Annotated in this window: 18 protein-coding genes and 4 pseudogenes; 13 read left to right on the forward strand and 9 right to left on the reverse strand. The window is 47.8% G+C overall.

Annotated features, from left to right (window positions below):
• Positions 1–3: 3 nt before the first annotated feature.
• Both E7747_RS11585 and E7747_RS11590 read right to left on the reverse strand, forming a co-directional pair.
• On the reverse strand, positions 4–996 hold the full coding sequence (locus E7747_RS11585) for a tyrosine-type recombinase/integrase (protein ID WP_160899848.1): 993 nt from the start codon (positions 994–996) through the stop codon (positions 4–6).
• Positions 989–2,167 (reverse strand): tyrosine-type recombinase/integrase, encoded by a 1,179-nt coding sequence (locus tag E7747_RS11590; RefSeq protein WP_128703434.1) that lies wholly within the window; start codon positions 2,165–2,167, stop codon positions 989–991. Before E7747_RS11590 ends, E7747_RS11585 begins: the two co-directional genes overlap by 8 nt.
• A gap of 218 nt (positions 2,168–2,385) precedes the next feature.
• Here E7747_RS11590 and E7747_RS17520 point away from each other — a divergent pair, with 218 nt between their 5' ends.
• Together E7747_RS17520 and E7747_RS11600 are read left to right on the forward strand one after the other, a co-directional pair.
• Positions 2,386–2,742 (forward strand): lysozyme, encoded by a 357-nt coding sequence (locus tag E7747_RS17520; protein ID WP_348674352.1) that lies wholly within the window; start codon positions 2,386–2,388, stop codon positions 2,740–2,742.
• A gap of 127 nt (positions 2,743–2,869) precedes the next feature.
• A complete protein-coding gene (locus E7747_RS11600; RefSeq protein WP_136416086.1) occupies positions 2,870–3,460 on the forward strand; it encodes a hypothetical protein in 591 nt (196 codons plus the stop codon).
• Positions 3,461–3,568: 108 nt separating this feature from the next.
• On the opposite strand, the gene E7747_RS11605 is transcribed toward E7747_RS11600, so the two are convergent.
• From E7747_RS11605 to E7747_RS11620, 4 genes and pseudogenes are all read right to left on the reverse strand, one after another.
• Positions 3,569–3,817 (reverse strand): hypothetical protein, encoded by a 249-nt coding sequence (locus E7747_RS11605; RefSeq protein WP_136416088.1) that lies wholly within the window; start codon positions 3,815–3,817, stop codon positions 3,569–3,571.
• Positions 3,814–4,037 (reverse strand): annotated as a pseudogene (locus E7747_RS11610) (DUF3873 domain-containing protein). Before E7747_RS11610 ends, E7747_RS11605 begins: the two are co-directional and overlap by 4 nt.
• Before the next feature lie 11 nt (positions 4,038–4,048).
• The gene (locus E7747_RS11615) at positions 4,049–4,273 is read right to left on the reverse strand and encodes a hypothetical protein (RefSeq protein WP_136416089.1); all 225 of its coding nucleotides are present in this window, start codon (positions 4,271–4,273) and stop codon (positions 4,049–4,051) included.
• Between the two features lie 51 nt (positions 4,274–4,324).
• Positions 4,325–5,413, reverse strand: a pseudogene (locus E7747_RS11620) (PcfJ domain-containing protein); the annotation flags it as partial.
• Between the two features lie 71 nt (positions 5,414–5,484).
• Here E7747_RS11620 and E7747_RS11625 point away from each other — a divergent pair.
• From E7747_RS11625 to tnpC (E7747_RS11635), 3 genes are all read left to right on the forward strand, one after another.
• Entirely contained in the window at positions 5,485–5,901 is a 417-nt protein-coding gene (locus E7747_RS11625) for a hypothetical protein (RefSeq protein WP_136413419.1), read from the forward strand.
• Complete coding sequence (gene tnpB, locus E7747_RS11630; RefSeq protein ID WP_136413421.1) at positions 5,888–6,244, forward strand: IS66 family insertion sequence element accessory protein TnpB; 357 nt, start codon at positions 5,888–5,890, stop codon at positions 6,242–6,244. The genes E7747_RS11625 and tnpB (E7747_RS11630) overlap by 14 nt, the downstream gene beginning before the upstream one ends.
• Before the next feature lie 78 nt (positions 6,245–6,322).
• Positions 6,323–7,924: an IS66 family transposase gene (gene tnpC / locus E7747_RS11635; protein WP_136413423.1), complete on the forward strand. Its 1,602-nt coding sequence runs from the start codon at positions 6,323–6,325 to the stop codon at positions 7,922–7,924.
• Between the two features lie 34 nt (positions 7,925–7,958).
• Here tnpC (E7747_RS11635) and E7747_RS11640 read toward each other — a convergent pair.
• Both E7747_RS11640 and E7747_RS11645 read right to left on the reverse strand, forming a co-directional pair.
• Positions 7,959–8,231: pseudogene (locus E7747_RS11640) on the reverse strand (PcfJ domain-containing protein); the annotation flags it as partial.
• A gap of 12 nt (positions 8,232–8,243) precedes the next feature.
• On the reverse strand, positions 8,244–8,402 hold the full coding sequence (locus tag E7747_RS11645) for a Cas9 inhibitor AcrIIA9 family protein (protein ID WP_317130192.1): 159 nt from the start codon (positions 8,400–8,402) through the stop codon (positions 8,244–8,246).
• A gap of 120 nt (positions 8,403–8,522) precedes the next feature.
• Between E7747_RS11645 and E7747_RS11650 the strand changes: the two genes are divergently transcribed.
• The 3 genes from E7747_RS11650 to tnpC (E7747_RS11660) all read left to right on the forward strand — a co-directional run bounded on the left by E7747_RS11650 (position 8,523) and on the right by tnpC (E7747_RS11660) (position 10,962).
• On the forward strand, positions 8,523–8,939 hold the full coding sequence (locus E7747_RS11650; protein ID WP_136413419.1) for a hypothetical protein: 417 nt from the start codon (positions 8,523–8,525) through the stop codon (positions 8,937–8,939).
• Positions 8,926–9,282, forward strand: coding sequence for an IS66 family insertion sequence element accessory protein TnpB (tnpB, locus tag E7747_RS11655; RefSeq protein ID WP_136413421.1), 357 nt, complete (start codon positions 8,926–8,928; stop codon positions 9,280–9,282). The genes E7747_RS11650 and tnpB (E7747_RS11655) overlap by 14 nt, the downstream gene beginning before the upstream one ends.
• Before the next feature lie 78 nt (positions 9,283–9,360).
• Positions 9,361–10,962: an IS66 family transposase gene (tnpC, locus tag E7747_RS11660; protein WP_136416093.1), complete on the forward strand. Its 1,602-nt coding sequence runs from the start codon at positions 9,361–9,363 to the stop codon at positions 10,960–10,962.
• 57 nt (positions 10,963–11,019) lie between these two features.
• On the opposite strand, the pseudogene E7747_RS11665 reads toward tnpC (E7747_RS11660), so the two are convergent.
• Positions 11,020–11,262, reverse strand: a pseudogene (locus E7747_RS11665) (PcfK-like family protein); the annotation flags it as partial.
• 653 nt (positions 11,263–11,915) lie between these two features.
• On the opposite strand from E7747_RS11665, the gene E7747_RS11670 reads away from it, so the two are divergent.
• The 5 genes from E7747_RS11670 to E7747_RS11690 all read left to right on the forward strand — a co-directional run bounded on the left by E7747_RS11670 (position 11,916) and on the right by E7747_RS11690 (position 16,535).
• On the forward strand, positions 11,916–12,194 hold the full coding sequence (locus E7747_RS11670; RefSeq protein ID WP_136416096.1) for a hypothetical protein: 279 nt from the start codon (positions 11,916–11,918) through the stop codon (positions 12,192–12,194).
• A gap of 115 nt (positions 12,195–12,309) precedes the next feature.
• On the forward strand, positions 12,310–12,597 hold the full coding sequence (locus E7747_RS11675; protein ID WP_228449146.1) for a type II toxin-antitoxin system RelE/ParE family toxin: 288 nt from the start codon (positions 12,310–12,312) through the stop codon (positions 12,595–12,597).
• A gap of 79 nt (positions 12,598–12,676) precedes the next feature.
• Positions 12,677–13,765: an ImmA/IrrE family metallo-endopeptidase gene (locus E7747_RS11680; protein WP_136416098.1), complete on the forward strand. Its 1,089-nt coding sequence runs from the start codon at positions 12,677–12,679 to the stop codon at positions 13,763–13,765.
• A 907-nt stretch (positions 13,766–14,672) separates the two neighbouring features.
• A complete protein-coding gene (locus E7747_RS11685; protein WP_136416100.1) occupies positions 14,673–14,987 on the forward strand; it encodes a DUF3853 family protein in 315 nt (104 codons plus the stop codon).
• Positions 14,988–15,110: 123 nt separating this feature from the next.
• Entirely contained in the window at positions 15,111–16,535 is a 1,425-nt protein-coding gene (locus E7747_RS11690; protein WP_168185323.1) for a DUF3987 domain-containing protein, read from the forward strand.
• Positions 16,536–16,545 lie beyond the last annotated feature (10 nt).

Consider the following 16,545-nt stretch of genomic DNA (forward strand, 5'->3'; position numbering starts at 1 on the left):
AAACTATATTGTTTTTATCGTTGGGAATACGTATTCTGATATGGGTGTGGTCAGTTCGGAGAAGTCTGGATATGCCTGATTGGTGATTCTGACATAATATTCAGTGTCGGTGACACATTTGTGCCCTAACGCCACGGACAGTACCGGCAGGATGCAGTAAACATCACGGCCCTCTTTTGCCATCCGGTCAAGAGCATGCACGGCAAAGGTGTGTCGGAGGTCGTGTATCCTCGGTCCAATTCCGGGTATGTACTTTATGTCAGCATCCCTGAGTATCTTATGGAACCATGCGCCTATGCAGCTCGGATGTAGCCTATCGCCCCTGAGATTCACCAAAAAATAAGAGTCGGGATTATCTATGTTTTTGACAGGTAGTTTTCTCCTATAATCAAGATATTGCGTTACTGCATATTGAAGCGTAGGGATTATAGGCAGTAGGCGTTCCTGCCTGTTTTTCGTATTCCGGACGGTTATCTTACCCGTTTGTATATCAACATCTGAATTCTTCAGGCTGCACGCCTCTCCGATTCTCATACCGGTCGAGTAAAGAAGCCGAAGAAGAACCGGGACTGAAAATATTACTGAATGATAGCGCAACGAACCAAGGCGTAAGGCGTCGGCTGCTCGAAAAATCTTCTGTATTTCCTCCCTGGAATAGATATATGGCGTATACGTCTTTTTGGGTTTGCGAGGATATGCCGGCACCTCGCATTTTATTCCGAGTCTGATAAGATATTTACAGAACTGACCGATGGCGCTAATCTTCTCATATATTGTTGCGGGCTTGTTCCCGGACATGGTTTTCTCAACCCAATGGGCTATTGTTTCTGCCCTCAGCTCTACATTAGGGATACTTTCCTGAGTGGCGAATCGGTCAAAAAGACGCAATGCGTCATAGAGTCCGCTGCGGGGACTAAGACCGCCGGCATCCTTCATGGCTACAAAACGTTCCAGATACGGTGCAAACACGCTGGTGTATTTCCTGTTCTCATTCATAAAATCCACCGTTTGATTGATTGTAAAAATTATCATCCACTTGTGGCACATCATGCATACAACGTGTCAATGAATTGATGTCTATGCGCAAGTAGTTCATGGTCACGTCAGTCCCACTATGGCCCAGCGTTTCAGAGATGCACACGAGCCCTGTCCCTTGCTGGAGCAGACGGGTTGCAAGTGAAAACCGCATTGAATGAGGCCCGTGTTTACGTCCGGCGGTATGTATGTTGCTTCCCACAATCACATTTGAAATGTGTCTTGCTGCACCGGATCGGTTCATTGGGGTATATGGAAGTACATGAGTCACAAAAATATTGGGGCTTGATGTCTTTGGTCTTACTTTCAGATATGACACAATCGCCTCTCCGACATCTTTCAACAAAGGCAGTTCAACGGTTCTACCTGTTTTCGCTTGAATGATATTCAGCATGGATCTGTCCCAGTCCAAATCGTCGAATGTAAGTCCGATGATGTCGGAAATCCTTAAACCGAGCCTCGTGGAAAGGAGGAGCATGGCATATGTGCGCTTACCTATCGGGCCGCTACGATCAACATGGGATTCTATGGCCTTAATTTCGTCCCTTTCATATGTCGATGGCAATCTACTTGTTCTCGTCGAATGCATGAACTCAAAGATATATGTCATATCCTTTATGTCGGGATGCCTTTTAGATACATACCGGTAGAATTGCCTCATGGTACTAAGACGGCTGCTTTTCGATTCCTCCACATTGAGAAACGCAATGATGTCGGACTCTTCTATCTGGGCAAAAGTGGTCTTTCCATAGACATTTAATGATGTCACAAAGTATGAGAGAAGTCTCTGATAATTCTCAACGGTAATAAGCCGGCAACGTTGTCCTATCTTATAGACAAGGAATTCTTTGCAGACAGCTCCTATTTCGCCGGGTAATGGGGGGTCTGCGACACGTTTGGCATGTTTAGGTATGTTACCGGTTTGGAGAAATGCATCTAATATTCTGATACTTCGCTTATACCGTCTTTGTGCGGACGGAGTAAGTGTTGGAAGTGTCTCAAATAGGAACCGCCTCCCAATCTCACAAGTATAAGCCGTTGCTCCGATCTTTTTAAGGTAAGGCAACACATGGAGTATCCATCGGCGCATGTGGACTTTTACGCAGCCGGGGGAATAGCCTGATTCATCCATTTGTCTTGAACAATTCCGGATGAGTTCATCGAAAGAGGAAATTGAGGTAGTCTTGGCTGTAAATTTTAGAAGTTTATCATTTTAACACATAAATTATGTCAATAGTTTAATATTATCCAAACATATTATCTTAAAGATAAATTGGTGTGCAATGATATACATGTTCATAGTCAATATTGCTTTGGATAACGTTATACTTTTGATAATAGGGCTTATCCATAGCTTTTGATAAGCCGTATGTTGGCTATGGGCATTGCGTACAACCGGGAGATCCATACCGCCGAGGCTGTCAACTCACCGAAAGGCAAGCCGATGCCCTCCTGCGTAAAGACCTACGGAAGTTCGTGTCGCTTTACAAGCACATGGGCGAGAAAAATGCAATCCTGCTCGGCACACTCGCTTACAATATCGGCCCCGGTGCGGTAAACAAATCAAGCGTTTACAGGAAACTGAAACGTGGCGATACCAACATCTACAAGGAATACACCTCCCACTGCCACTATAAAGGCAAATTCCATCGTCAACTCCACCAGCGTCGCCAGACGGAATATAAATTATTATTTTCAAATTTATAAAAAATGGTAGTAAATCATATTTTCAAGTATGGTTTACTGCCATATATTTTATATCTGCAAAATTATTTATCTTTGTAGAAAATTAAAATCTAAAATTAACATTCCTCAAATTAAGAATAGAATAAAAATGATACCCAAATTACCCATTTCCAAGAAGAAACGTCTTGTTATAATACAGTTTTTAGATGAAAACGAATGTAAAACGGGATATGTATTAGCTAATAATATTAGGCAATCATCACCATTTATAGGTAATGTTGATTATTTTTCGTCATCTAAGAAAGATGAAATTATTAACTATATATCTCAAGATATTCCACATATTATTAGGGAAGATGAAGAAGTCGCAGTATATATTGATACCCATGGATTTTCTTCATGTGATGGAATTGGACATAAGAAAGATTTTATTTCTTGGGATGAACTGGTATTAGCCATTAAGAATGCCGTAAATAAACTTAGGACACTTCCTATTATTATTTTGACTGCGTGTAATGGTATTAGTATTAAAAACACGATTAATCAATTAGATGAACCTATTTGCTCAAAGTTATATGCAGGAGATGGGATTATGTTAAATGGTCCGGTTATGGGAGGATTTTCTCGTCTGCTGAATGAGTCAGGATTAGAATTTGGAGAGAAGGAATTGGAAACACTTAATGAAGAGTTGGCTAAACGCGATAACCCTCCGTTTATTTGCATAGATTATAAGCCTTAAACGCCGCCTTTTGGCGGCCGAAATTTTTAACAAATTCATAAAAATCAGCGGTGCAACTCTATCACAGGGTTGCACCGCTTGGTGTATATTACGATTTGGCAAATATGCTTATTTCACATTCATTTCCTCAATGGTGACGGTGAGTCCGTTTCCGTCCTCATCACGCCATTCATAAACCGTGTCAAGGTCAAGTATAACCTCTCCCTTGTCTGCGGTGAAGTTCTCCATACCTTCCTCTATCTCAGTCCGCATCGCCTTTTTAGCGGTTGCGAAATCAGCATAGAGGGCGTGTGTATCGGTCGGTGGCTGGTCGTAATGCTCAATGAGAGTAGCCACAAGATAAAATGTAGTTTTCATTTCTTGCCTCCTTCCTTTGCTTTGAGCCATTCGTCACGCTTGCGTCTGCACTCTGCGAGGGTGGGAGCGACGCAGGAAAACAACTCGTTGTCGGTATCTCGATAGTCGTACATTACACGGTTGATACGCTTGCCACGGTGGGCGGAGTAGAAAGTTTCGTATTTCTCGGTGCCGGGGCAGTGGTGGTGCTTACCCCGTTGGTTGTCATTCGTGTTGCCATATCTTTGGATTTTAGAGTATTGTTTCAAGTATTCCTTTCAAATCTTCCTCGTGTACCTCGGTGAGTACATAGCCGATGAATTGGCGTCTGCCCTTTCGGTTGAGTTCCTTGTAGAGTCTTCTGAGGTCGGAGAAATTGCCGTTGAGATATGTTTCATACATATAAATCTCCATGTCGGGAACCTCATAGTATCGTGCTTGTTGCTCCATTGTCTTTGAGCGTCTTTTGCTTTTCATATCGTTGGGTTTTGTGACCTGCGCCATTGCTGACGCAGGTCGGATTATACATTACGCTGTCATTCTCTTGCGGATTTTGTCGGCATTGCTGTTCACAAGGTTGATAATTCGGTCGTGGTATTCGGTGTCTTGGTTGTGTTTGCCGTGGCACTGCACCACTTTGAGCGTCCGCAAGTCCACCTCAACGGTTTCAATTATCTCATCGCCAATCCTCGCCGAAAGTATGAGGGTATCGGCTTTCTTGTAGTATCCGCTGCCGAAAACGCAGATGTTCTGCACCTTGCCCTCGTTGTAATACTCGTCTATGCTTTCAAGCACCTTGACGCTTATTTCCTCATCGGTGATTATCAGTCCGAAGAACTTGGATTTGAGGTTGATGAAATCTTCCTCGTTCTTCTTCTCTTGGAGTAGCCTCTGCTGCTCACGCTCACGGTTTTCAATCTCCCAGCGGCGGCGTTCTGCGGCTCTTTCCCTTTCCCGCTTGGCTTCAATCTTTCGGTTTGCCTTGTCGTGTGCCTCTATGAAATCTTCAGGGCAGATGTTCTTGGGGTTGCGCAGGTCTTGACCGAGGGTCTGGAGCATACGGAGATAGTCACACCACATTGATAGATTGTTGATTGAGTAATGGTGGCGTTTTGCGATGAGGTACGATGTCCAAAGTTCATCGGCGTTTCTCGGATTGGAGATAAAGTATCTCATATCCTCAATCTCACCGCTTTTCATAAGGGTCTCAATCCGTGGGTCTGAAAGGAGCGACTTGAAAAGTCTTATGGGTGATATGCCGTGGAAATCGCCCTTGAAGCCGTTGCGTTTTAGTTGGGGCACGATTTTCATCTTGGGGTAAACATTCCCCCACGCCACAACATCGTCATAAAGGCTGTTGTGGGGTCTGACCTCCATTTGGCTCTCCCACGCCCACGTATCGCAGTAGTAGAAGTTGAAGCCACGGAGCAGTGCCATGTCGGTGACGATGCCGTTTGGTGAAATCCAACGCTGGACTACTTCGGAGCAAAAGAATTTCATCGGCTCGCCCTTCTTGCTCTCACATCTAACCTGCGACACTCGAATAACTTGATAGCCTTTGCAGACGGTTATCACGCTGAAATACTGCGTCTCCTTGTTGGTGCGCTTACGGGTGTCCGTACAACCATCCGCGATAGCATATTGACGAACTCCGAAAGAGAGTTGTATCTTTGTCGACAAAAAGAATCATGGGTTATAACAAGTCTTTGTCCGATGTCTATTCAGAGACATGGACGCGTTACAAGAATCAATGCGAGACAGACGGCTATATCGCATTGAACCGTTTCTGTGCCGGTACCGGCGTCAACGTCCAGCGGCTTTATGAGTGGCTTCGGCGCCGCAAAATCAGCATAAGCGATTATCAACGCAGTCTGCCGGAGAGACCGGATTCGTCGCGGGAAGGTGGCGGGCCGTTATTCCGGGAGGTTAAGGTTCCCGGTATTCAGGTTGCGGATGAGAGCCGGGATGTCGGTGCCACCAGTGTCGTGCGTGACGTGCACATCGAACTCGGTTGGGGCCGAGGCGTGAGTCTGGGAGAGATAAGCGCGGAGGGGCTGGCGCTTCTGGTGGATGTCATGACACGCAGGAGTGATGTGGAGTCTTGAGGCGGATATGCGGCTCTGGGTATGCCGGCAGCCGGTATCGATGCGCTACGGCATCCGGGGTCTGGCCCAGATGGTGTGGTCGTGGAAGGGGCATTCTCCGGCATCGGGCGATGTGTATGTGTTTTTCTCAAAGGACCGCAAGACCATGAAGGCGTTGAAATGGGATGGCGACGGATTTTTGATGTACACAAAAAGACTGTCGCGAGGCCGTTTCCGGGAGGTGCTCAAAAAGGGCGATGACGGCGTGCGCAGGCTCCAATGGGACGATTTCTATATGCTGATGAGGGGCCTCACGCCTGTGAAGGTGATGGTCGAAAATCGCTTCAGAATGGCCGTAAAATAAGGCTTAATAATTTGTTAATCAAATAAATAAATGGCGTGGAAAGTTGCAAATGTCAGATATTTTTTGTAACTTTACACCATGAAAAAGAACGAGTTGATAGAGTTTCTGCAACGTCAGATCGAGTTCCTTCAAGGGCGGCTCGACGAGGCGTTGGCCTCTGTCAGCTCGCTTACTTTATCCAATGAAAAGCTGCAGTCGACCAACGAGAAGCTTGTGGCGACTGTAGATGAACTGCGCAAGCAAATGGCCTCAATGGAGGAGGCTATGAAAGGCAAAAGTGCGGAACTGAGCAAAGAGAAAGCCGCGCGTCAGGCAGTGCAGCGTCTGCAGGGCTCGCCGTCGGAGCGTCAGAAGAAACCGGTGACGACTCCTGCCACATCCGAAACTCGACAGCAGAAGCCAGAGAAGAAACGTACCAACAACGGCGCCAAAAGGAAGACGCATCCGGAGTGTGAGGTGGAGACCATTATAGTGGAGCCTGACAGTCCGGACTTCAATCCCGAGGCGGCGACGTTTATCGGCGAGTGCGATGTCGTGCGCTACGTCATGGAGCCGATGCGCTTCAAAAAAATTATCTACAAGGTCAGAAAATACGTGCAGGACGAGAAAATATACAAAGGTTCCGCACCCGCCACACCGCTGCTTAACTCGCAGTATACATCTTCCTTCATAGCCGGACTCGCCGAGCTACGCTATCTCCACTGCATGCCACTTGAAAATGCTGTCGAATACTTCCGTGCCCACGGCTTCGACCTTGACAAAGGCACCGCACAGAAGCTCGTAAGTAAGGTAAGGGTACATCTGGAAAATCTATACAAGGCGCTGGGTCAGGCAATAGTCGCGGACAATTATATCTGCGGTGACGAGACCTATCAGAAAGTGCGGCTGCAGGTGGCAACTCCTTCGGGAAGAAAGATCAAGAAAGGCTACATATGGGTGTTCGTCGGCATGACAACCGGGCTTGTGTACTTCTTCTATGACGACGGCTCCCGCTCGGCCGAAGTCTTCGAGCAACACATAAAAGGCTTCAACGGAGCCTTCCAGTGCGACTATTACTCGGGATACCGGCATATCGGAATCGGTGGGATGAGCGGGATAAAACGCTTGCCATGCCTGCAGCACATCAAGCGAAAGTTTCTCGATCTGAAAGACAATCCAAAGGCGCAGGAAATAGCAAAGCTCTTCGGACTCCTTTACCACTTCGAGCATCAGCACCGCATAGGCAAAGACGGATGGACGGCGGGAAAGCACCTTGAGTGGAGACAACGATACTCCAAGGTGATGCTCGAGAAAATCCGCATGAGACTGACAGCAGTCAAAGACCGCATCGGCGTGCCACCCGACGACCCGCTGCTCGCCGCCACCGAACATGCACTCAAACAATGGGACGAGATACCACGCATCTTTGCCTCACCCACCTACAGACTCGACAACAACGAAGTCGAGCGAATCAACCGCTACATATCCCTGACCCGTCGCCGACTTACAATCGGCTCCCACTCCGGAGCCGAAGCCGCCGCCCTGTACCACTCTCTTGCGATCACCTGCCACCGCTGCGGAGTCAACGTCTTCGACTACTTCTGCGACATAATCGACCGATGTGCCGCATGGCCGCCAAACACCCCGATCGAAAAATACCGCGACCTGCTTCCCGACCGCTGGAAACTCTCACAAAAATAGCCGCCCAAAACCTGGACGGCTATTTTTTTAAGCTATACCTGCTGTCGCGGACGGTTGTACGGGTGTCCTGCACTTTGAGTTCGGCACCGCATTTGGGGCATGTGCATCCTTCAAGGCTGTCGCAGAGTGCACTCTTGCTTTGCCATTTGTGACCGCAGTCGGAGCAGGTGATGTTTCCTTTCTTTGTGCGGTATCCGATATGCTCAACGCAATGGGTGAATGCCCAATCTATCTGAGTTGCGGATATTGATTTGAGTGTGGTTGAAAGTCTTGCAACTTCTTTCTGCATCTTTGTCTTGGGTTTCATAGTCATGCGGTGTTAAAAGTCAAACAGACTGGGTTGAACATCTTGGGTTTTCTTTTCGGTGGTGGCTTTCTTGGCTTGGATAGGCTTTCTCATCTTCGCCATTTCCTCCTGCCTAAGTCGCTCAATGGCATCCTGCCGTGCCTGTTCCTTCTCTTCCTCGGTGAGTTCCACGGTGTGATTTACAACCACTTGACAGTTAATCGGATTGCCGACCTCTATCTGTACAACCATCCGCGATAGCATATTGACGAACTCCGAAAGAGAGTTGTATCTTTGTCGACAAAAAGAATCATGGGTTATAACAAGTCTTTGTCCGATGTCTATTCAGAGACATGGACGCGTTACAAGAATCAATGCGAGACAGACGGCTATATCGCATTGAACCGTTTCTGTGCCGGTACCGGCGTCAACGTCCAGCGGCTTTATGAGTGGCTTCGGCGCCGCAAAATCAGCATAAGCGATTATCAACGCAGTCTGCCGGAGAGACCGGATTCGTCGCGGGAAGGTGGCGGGCCGTTATTCCGGGAGGTTAAGGTTCCCGGTATTCAGGTTGCGGATGAGAGCCGGGATGTCGGTGCCACCAGTGTCGTGCGTGACGTGCACATCGAACTCGGTTGGGGCCGAGGCGTGAGTCTGGGAGAGATAAGCGCGGAGGGGCTGGCGCTTCTGGTGGATGTCATGACACGCAGGAGTGATGTGGAGTCTTGAGGCGGATATGCGGCTCTGGGTATGCCGGCAGCCGGTATCGATGCGCTACGGCATCCGGGGTCTGGCCCAGATGGTGTGGTCGTGGAAGGGGCATTCTCCGGCATCGGGCGATGTGTATGTGTTTTTCTCAAAGGACCGCAAGACCATGAAGGCGTTGAAATGGGATGGCGACGGATTTTTGATGTACACAAAAAGACTGTCGCGAGGCCGTTTCCGGGAGGTGCTCAAAAAGGGCGATGACGGCGTGCGCAGGCTCCAATGGGACGATTTCTATATGCTGATGAGGGGCCTCACGCCTGTGAAGGTGATGGTCGAAAATCGCTTCAGAATGGCCGTAAAATAAGGCTTAATAATTTGTTAATCAAATAAATAAATGGCGTGGAAAGTTGCAAATGTCAGATATTTTTTGTAACTTTACACCATGAAAAAGAACGAGTTGATAGAGTTTCTGCAACGTCAGATCGAGTTCCTTCAAGGGCGGCTCGACGAGGCGTTGGCCTCTGTCAGCTCGCTTACTTTATCCAATGAAAAGCTGCAGTCGACCAACGAGAAGCTTGTGGCGACTGTAGATGAACTGCGCAAGCAAATGGCCTCAATGGAGGAGGCTATGAAAGGCAAAAGTGCGGAACTGAGCAAAGAGAAAGCCGCGCGTCAGGCAGTGCAGCGTCTGCAGGGCTCGCCGTCGGAGCGTCAGAAGAAACCGGTGACGACTCCTGCCACATCCGAAACTCGACAGCAGAAGCCAGAGAAGAAACGTACCAACAACGGCGCCAAAAGGAAGACGCATCCGGAGTGTGAGGTGGAGACCATTATAGTGGAGCCTGACAATCCGGACTTCAATCCCGAGGCGGCGACGTTTATCGGCGAGTGCGATGTCGTGCGCTACGTCATGGAGCCGATGCGCTTCAAAAAAATTATCTACAAGGTCAGAAAATACGTGCAGGACGAGAAAATATACAAAGGTTCCGCACCCGCCACACCGCTGCTTAACTCGCAGTATACATCTTCCTTCATAGCCGGACTCGCCGAGCTACGCTATCTCCACTGCATGCCACTTGAAAATGCTGTCGAATACTTCCGTGCCCACGGCTTCGACCTTGACAAAGGCACCGCACAGAAGCTCGTAAGTAAGGTAAGGGTACATCTGGAAAATCTATACAAGGCGCTGGGTCAGGCAATAGTCGCGGACAATTATATCTGCGGTGACGAGACCTATCAGAAAGTGCGGCTGCAGGTGGCAACTCCTTCGGGAAGAAAGATCAAGAAAGGCTACATATGGGTGTTCGTCGGCATGACAACCGGGCTTGTGTACTTCTTCTATGACGACGGCTCCCGCTCGGCCGAAGTCTTCGAGCAACACATAAAAGGCTTCAACGGAGCCTTCCAGTGCGACTATTACTCGGGATACCGGCATATCGGAATCGGTGGGATGAGCGGGATAAAACGCTTGCCATGCCTGCAGCACATCAAGCGAAAGTTTCTCGATCTGAAAGACAATCCAAAGGCGCAGGAAATAGCAAAGCTCTTCGGACTCCTTTACCACTTCGAGCATCAGCACCGCATAGGCAAAGACGGATGGACGGCGGGAAAGCACCTTGAGTGGAGACAACGATACTCCAAGGTGATGCTCGAGAAAATCCGCATGAGACTGACAGCAGTCAAAGACCGCATCGGCGTGCCACCCGACGACCCGCTGCTCGCCGCCACCGAACATGCACTCAAACAATGGGACGAGATACCACGCATCTTTGCCTCACCCACCTACAGACTCGACAACAACGAAGTCGAGCGAATCAACCGCTACATATCCCTGACCCGTCGCCGACTTACAATCGGCTCCCACTCCGGAGCCGAAGCCGCCGCCCTGTACCACTCTCTTGCGATCACCTGCCACCGCTGCGGAGTCAACGTCTTCGACTACTTCTGCGACATAATCGACCGATGTGCCGCATGGCCGCCAAACACCCCGATCGAAAAATACCGCGACCTGCTTCCCGACCGCTGGAAACTCTCACAAAAATAGCCGCCCAAAACCTGGACGGCTATTTTTTTAAGCTATACCTGCTGTCGCGGACGGTTGTACCTCTATCTCGGCTTCCTCGTAAAAGTGGACTGCCATTCCATAAATCTCCGCATCAGCAAAGCCGTTGCATCCGCTCTTCTTGACCTCGTTGATGATATATGTCACGCAGTCCTCAACCGATTTTGAGGGATTGGCGAACTTGATGGCGAAAAGAGAGTCATTCTTTGCCTTGTTCTCCAGATACTGACGGATTGTGTCCGTGAAGGCGTTTGTGCCTTTGTAAGTTCCGTTGCTTGCCATAGTCGTAATATTTTAGAGTGTTAATATCCAATAGATTATCATAAGGGTAGTAATGATTGAGATAACCCAACCCACACCTCGGAATATCGGCTTTACAATCGCCCACATCAGCAAACCAATCAAAGTAGCGAGGATAATTCCAATCACCTTAGCAATCTTTTTTAATGCGGTTTGAGCTGGTGAAGGAGTGAAGCTCGAATTTCTAATATGTCTGTTATTCAGTGTCATAAAGCGATATTTTTTTAATGCGTATAATCGCAGTTTGAAGTTTGTTCGCTCGATGAACTCTCCGCGTGACGGAAGCAAAGGGATGTTCGCCACTTGGCAGAAAAAATACGAGCTGACCGCAGGGAAGTCTGGAGATTTTTTCTACCGAATGGCAAAGAATATCCCGTTCCGGCACGTTCATCGCCACGAGCGAACACACTTTCAAACTCAGCTTATAATCAGCATGAAAGTTGAGCGGGCAACGCCTGTAAGGTGACACTGAATGACAGACATACTGAAATGAAATTCCCCTCTAAAATCATGGAACTGTCTCGTAAGAGCAATAATGCCTCCAACAAAATTCAGAATGAAAAAACTGCTTCGCAGAATAGCTTTGCCCAACCCCGGAAAGGCGAGTCTATGCGTGTAACAGTGAGGCACGAACCGTGGAGCGTATTGTCTCGCCCCGTGGGTTGCTGACAAGCGGAGGGTGGCGTGGCGGTCGTATAAATCTTCTCAGGCAACGGCGCCCGGAACACGGGCATAGCCGGAAAGTCTTGTGGCCGCGCGTCAGCGTATCGCCACGAGGCGTTGGCTATGCCCGGTGTTCAGCCGTTGCCCATAGGCGTATGCGGACAATGGGTGTCAGGCGAAGCCCGTCACCTTTTGTCGGCATAACGCCGCCAACCCGAAAGACCGCCACACCTCTCTCTGCTTTAGAATAGACTTTAGAATAGACAGCGGCAAAAACAACTTTTTATGGATTACATTTGTTGTAATCCAAAATAAAGTGTTATCTTTGCGAAATAAATAACACTTCGTGTAACTTGAATAATATGGATGGAAATAGAATTCCAAAACAAGAAACTCAGAAAGTTGGCTGAAAATGAGCGCAAATGTCGTAAAGAATTGGGTGAACGCAGGGCAACCTTGTTTCTTCAACGCATAGACGATCTTGTCAATGCCAATACTCTTGAGGATGTAAGGTATCTGCCGGGCAATTACCATGAACTTTCAGCAAATAGGAAAGGACAATGGGCTTGTGATCTGGACCAGCCTTACAGATTGATATTTCAGCCGTTGGAAAACCCATACCCACCGATGACAACGGAGGATATATCTGGGTGAAGATAATCGGTGTGGAAATCATGGAAATTACCAATTACCACGGCAAATAAGTTTCATGAACATTAGACATGAATTGATTATGGCAACTTCAAAATTTATTCCGTCAGTGGCTTTTCACCCCGGCGTTACTTTGGCAGAGAAGCTGAAGGAGATCGACATGAGCATAAAGGAGTTTGCCCTCCGCGCGTCAAAGCCTGAGAAAACCATCCACGCTGTCATAAAGGGGGAAAGCTCCGTCACATCTGACATGGCTGTGGCATTTGAGAGCGTGACACGGATTCCAGCGCACTTCTGGCTCAACAAGCAGCGCAACTACGACGAATACCAAGCCCGTGCAAGAAAGGAGGCAACAATAGAGGAGGCCAGCGAATGGGCCAAGTGCTTTCCCTACGCCCAGATGGTAAAGTTAGGGTGGATTGAGCCGGTCAAGACTCCGCAGGAAAAAGCAAAATCCCTTCTCTCATTCTTCCAGATAAGTTCGGTAAAGGCATGGGAGGACTATTATCTCAACCAAAAGCTGAAGATTGCCTTCCGCATATCCCTTGCCCACACCAAAGATCCTCACTCGGTGTCGGCATGGCTCCGCCAAGGAGAGCTTCAGGCCGCTGAAATGAAAACCCCGGATTATTCCGAAGCCAAGTTGAAAGATCTCATACATCAATTGAAATCGGTTATGATCTATCAGCCGTCAGACCTCGCTTCAAAGGTGCGGGAGCTATGTGCCGAAGCCGGCGTAAAACTTGTATATACTCCGTGCCTGCAGAAAGCCCCTGTGGGCGGTTCCACCCGTTGGATAAACGGTACTCCATGCATACAGATCAGTGGGCGACACAAGCGTTATGATATATTTTGGTTCACTCTGTTTCACGAAATAGGTCATATACTACTGCATGGAAAGAAGGACATTTTTCTTGAAGATGACTGCCACACTGAAGATGAGCAGAAAAAGGAGAACGAGGCAAATCAGTTTTCGTCACACGTGCTTCTTTCAAGAGCGGATGAGGATGAGATAATTCGCAATGGCGTATTTACGCCTGATGCAATCAAAGAATATGCAGACCGATTCAACACCCATCCTTCAGTAATCGTAGGCAGGCTGCAACATCATAAAGTAATCCCATACACCAAAAACAGTGATATGCTCCTACCTATCGACCTGTTCCGATAATCGGATTTTGCCCTAACAATTGGCAAGTGGAATTCTGAAAAAATCCTAACAGCACCCTAACAGGCCTTGTTTTTGGGTCAAAAAAGCGTTATATTTGCAATAACAAACCCGGTTTAGAGAAATCGGTGAGTGGACAGACCACTACCATACTGATGACATAAAAACCTAACAATACCCTAACAGGGGATTTGCGGAAGGTTGTAGCAAAGTGATTATAAGCACATTACACAAAGAGTTCATAATCCTCTCTCTCCGCAAACCAGGCCATTAAATCCACTGTAAATCATAAGTTTACAGTGGATTTATCTTTTAATACATACAACAATCCATACAATTTGTAGGCGAAACCTCATTACATACAAGGCAGTCGATATCACAGAAAATCAGCCCAACTGATACAGGTTTCTTGGTATGTCAGGAGGGAAAAATAAAGGCTCACTCTCATTTTCGAGCGAAAGCCGCAGGGCGATTTCATCCACAGACTTCAATGCCCTGTATATTTTGGCTTAAATCCATACTCTGTTTGGGCTGTTGCTTCATTCGCTCACACCATCACGATACTTTTTCACGTTCCATATTAGGTCATTTGCTTTTGTTGGGAATGTCTTTACCGTGCCACTTTTGTTGCATACGAGCATAAGCCTGTAAACATAAATCGGCTAAGTGTCTGAAATTTCGGAATATTCTATTTATAGGGCTTTATGGTCAAAAATAAAGTCATAGATTTTTTTGAAGAAAAGTGTTCCGAATTTCTTGATGACTCATGAAGTCATATTAACTTTGCGGAGTCTCACAGAGACAAACCTAGTATGGCCATACTCCATGTTGCCTTTAGCGAACACAGTTGTCTTTAATGCCCTACGTTGCCTTTAGCGAACTTTTCCCAACAATTTAACATCACACCAATATGGAAATACAGCCATTATTATCAAAACCGGTGTGGCAGATGACAGGGGAAGAGCTATTGTTTCTCTCCCGGCAGACAGCCCATTTCGACAGCCATACCGCTTCTACACAGGAAACTCCGACCGAAAAGAGATATGTTTACGGCATTGCCGGAATATGCGAGATTTTCGGATGTAGTAAACCGACAGCTATCCGTATCAAGAAAAGCGGACGCATCGACAAGGCCATAACGCAGGTGGGCCGCAAGATTGTGATTGACGCCGAGCTTGCTCTGCAGCTCGCTTCGGCTAAACCCAAACCAAACAAGAGACATTAACCGGAAGACAGTAACGGGGATGTGTTTTATATCCTCATGCCCTATTGTCAGAGTTACACCATTGTGTTCACGCATTGGTGTAACTCCCGGCAACTGTCTGACTCCAAACACTCAATCACAACAATGTATAGAACATTCAACAACATCAATCGTCAACGCAGAGCTGCCGAAGCCGGTTGCGGACTTTACGAAGATGACGATACGTCTTTATTTGGCGCATCTCAGTCCGTCAATAAGGATGCCGTAGATTATTCTTTCCCTTTAGAGATATTCCCGAAAGCTATCCGAGACATAATAGAGGCTCTTGAGGAGTATGAGAACTATAATGTCGATTTCTCTTCGGCTTCATTCCTTACAGTATTCGCGGCTGCTATGGGCAACACTTGGTCAGTCCGCTTCATGACCGGATGGATAAGCCGACCGATAATCTACATGGTGCTTGTAGGTTCGCCGAGCTGCGGCAAGACACCTCCATTGCAACAGGCGGTCGCACCTCTGATCAAACTCGATGGAGAGTATGACATGATCTATTGCAAGGAGATGGAAACCTACCGCCGATGGGAACGCATGTCGGCAAAGCAGCGTGAGAGACATTCTCTTCCTGAAGAAATGAAGATGCCTAAGCGAAAATGCCATGTAGTGGTTGATTCCACCGTAGAGGCTCTTATCGGAGCTTTGCGCGACAATCCGCGCGGAGTGCTGATTTACAAGGATGAGATAGACAGCCTCCTCTCCAATTTCAACCGCTATAATGGTTCAGACGAGGGCTACTTTCTCAGTCTGTTCAGCGGTACGCCTTTCAAGTACAGCCGAAAGTCAAACAACGAGCATATCTTTCTCGCCAATCCCTATTGTTCTATTATTGGCACTACACAGCCCGGTTGTCTGGGCGAACAGTTCGGCGGCAAGCGAATGATGAATGGCTTTTCATCCCGATTCCTGAAAGTCTATCCCGAAATTGACAAGATGTCGTCGTGGAACGACACCGCCATGCCTGACAGCGTTCTTGAAGAATGGGAGCGAATTATCCGAAAGGTGGTAGCTGCTACTCCTTCAACAGACCAAGAGGGAAAAGCAACCTCAATAGAGCTACTGCTTTCCCAAGAGTCGAAGCTCCGCATAATTCAGTGGAAAGACGAGGTCAATAACAAGGTCTATGCTGAAACGGATTCGGATGCTGTCAGGGCGTTGTGCGGCAAACTGGAAACTTATCTCGTCCGCTTCTGTCTGGTCATACAGATTATGCACGGCATCTGTGGAGAATCGGGCATGGATGAAATTGAACCGGGAACCGCCGAACTCGCCATTAAGCTCACCGAATATTTCAGAAACATGGAGAGCCGGATTGCACCGGAGATTGAACCCGGCATCCTCGACAACCGGTTCACCGAGTTACTCGGAAACCTCAGGGATTCGTTCACCACAGCCGAGGCAGTCAGGGAAGCCCTGCAACTCGGAATCTCGGAATCTTCGGTCAAGAGATTCCTAAGAGACGGAGGCCGAGGATTCGTGAAGAAAAAGTCACACGGTTGCTATCGCAAAATATGACGCTTGAGCT

Origin of the sequence: Duncaniella dubosii (genome assembly GCF_004803915.1) — a bacterium.
Taxonomy (GTDB): Bacteria; Bacteroidota; Bacteroidia; order Bacteroidales; family Muribaculaceae; genus Duncaniella; species Duncaniella dubosii.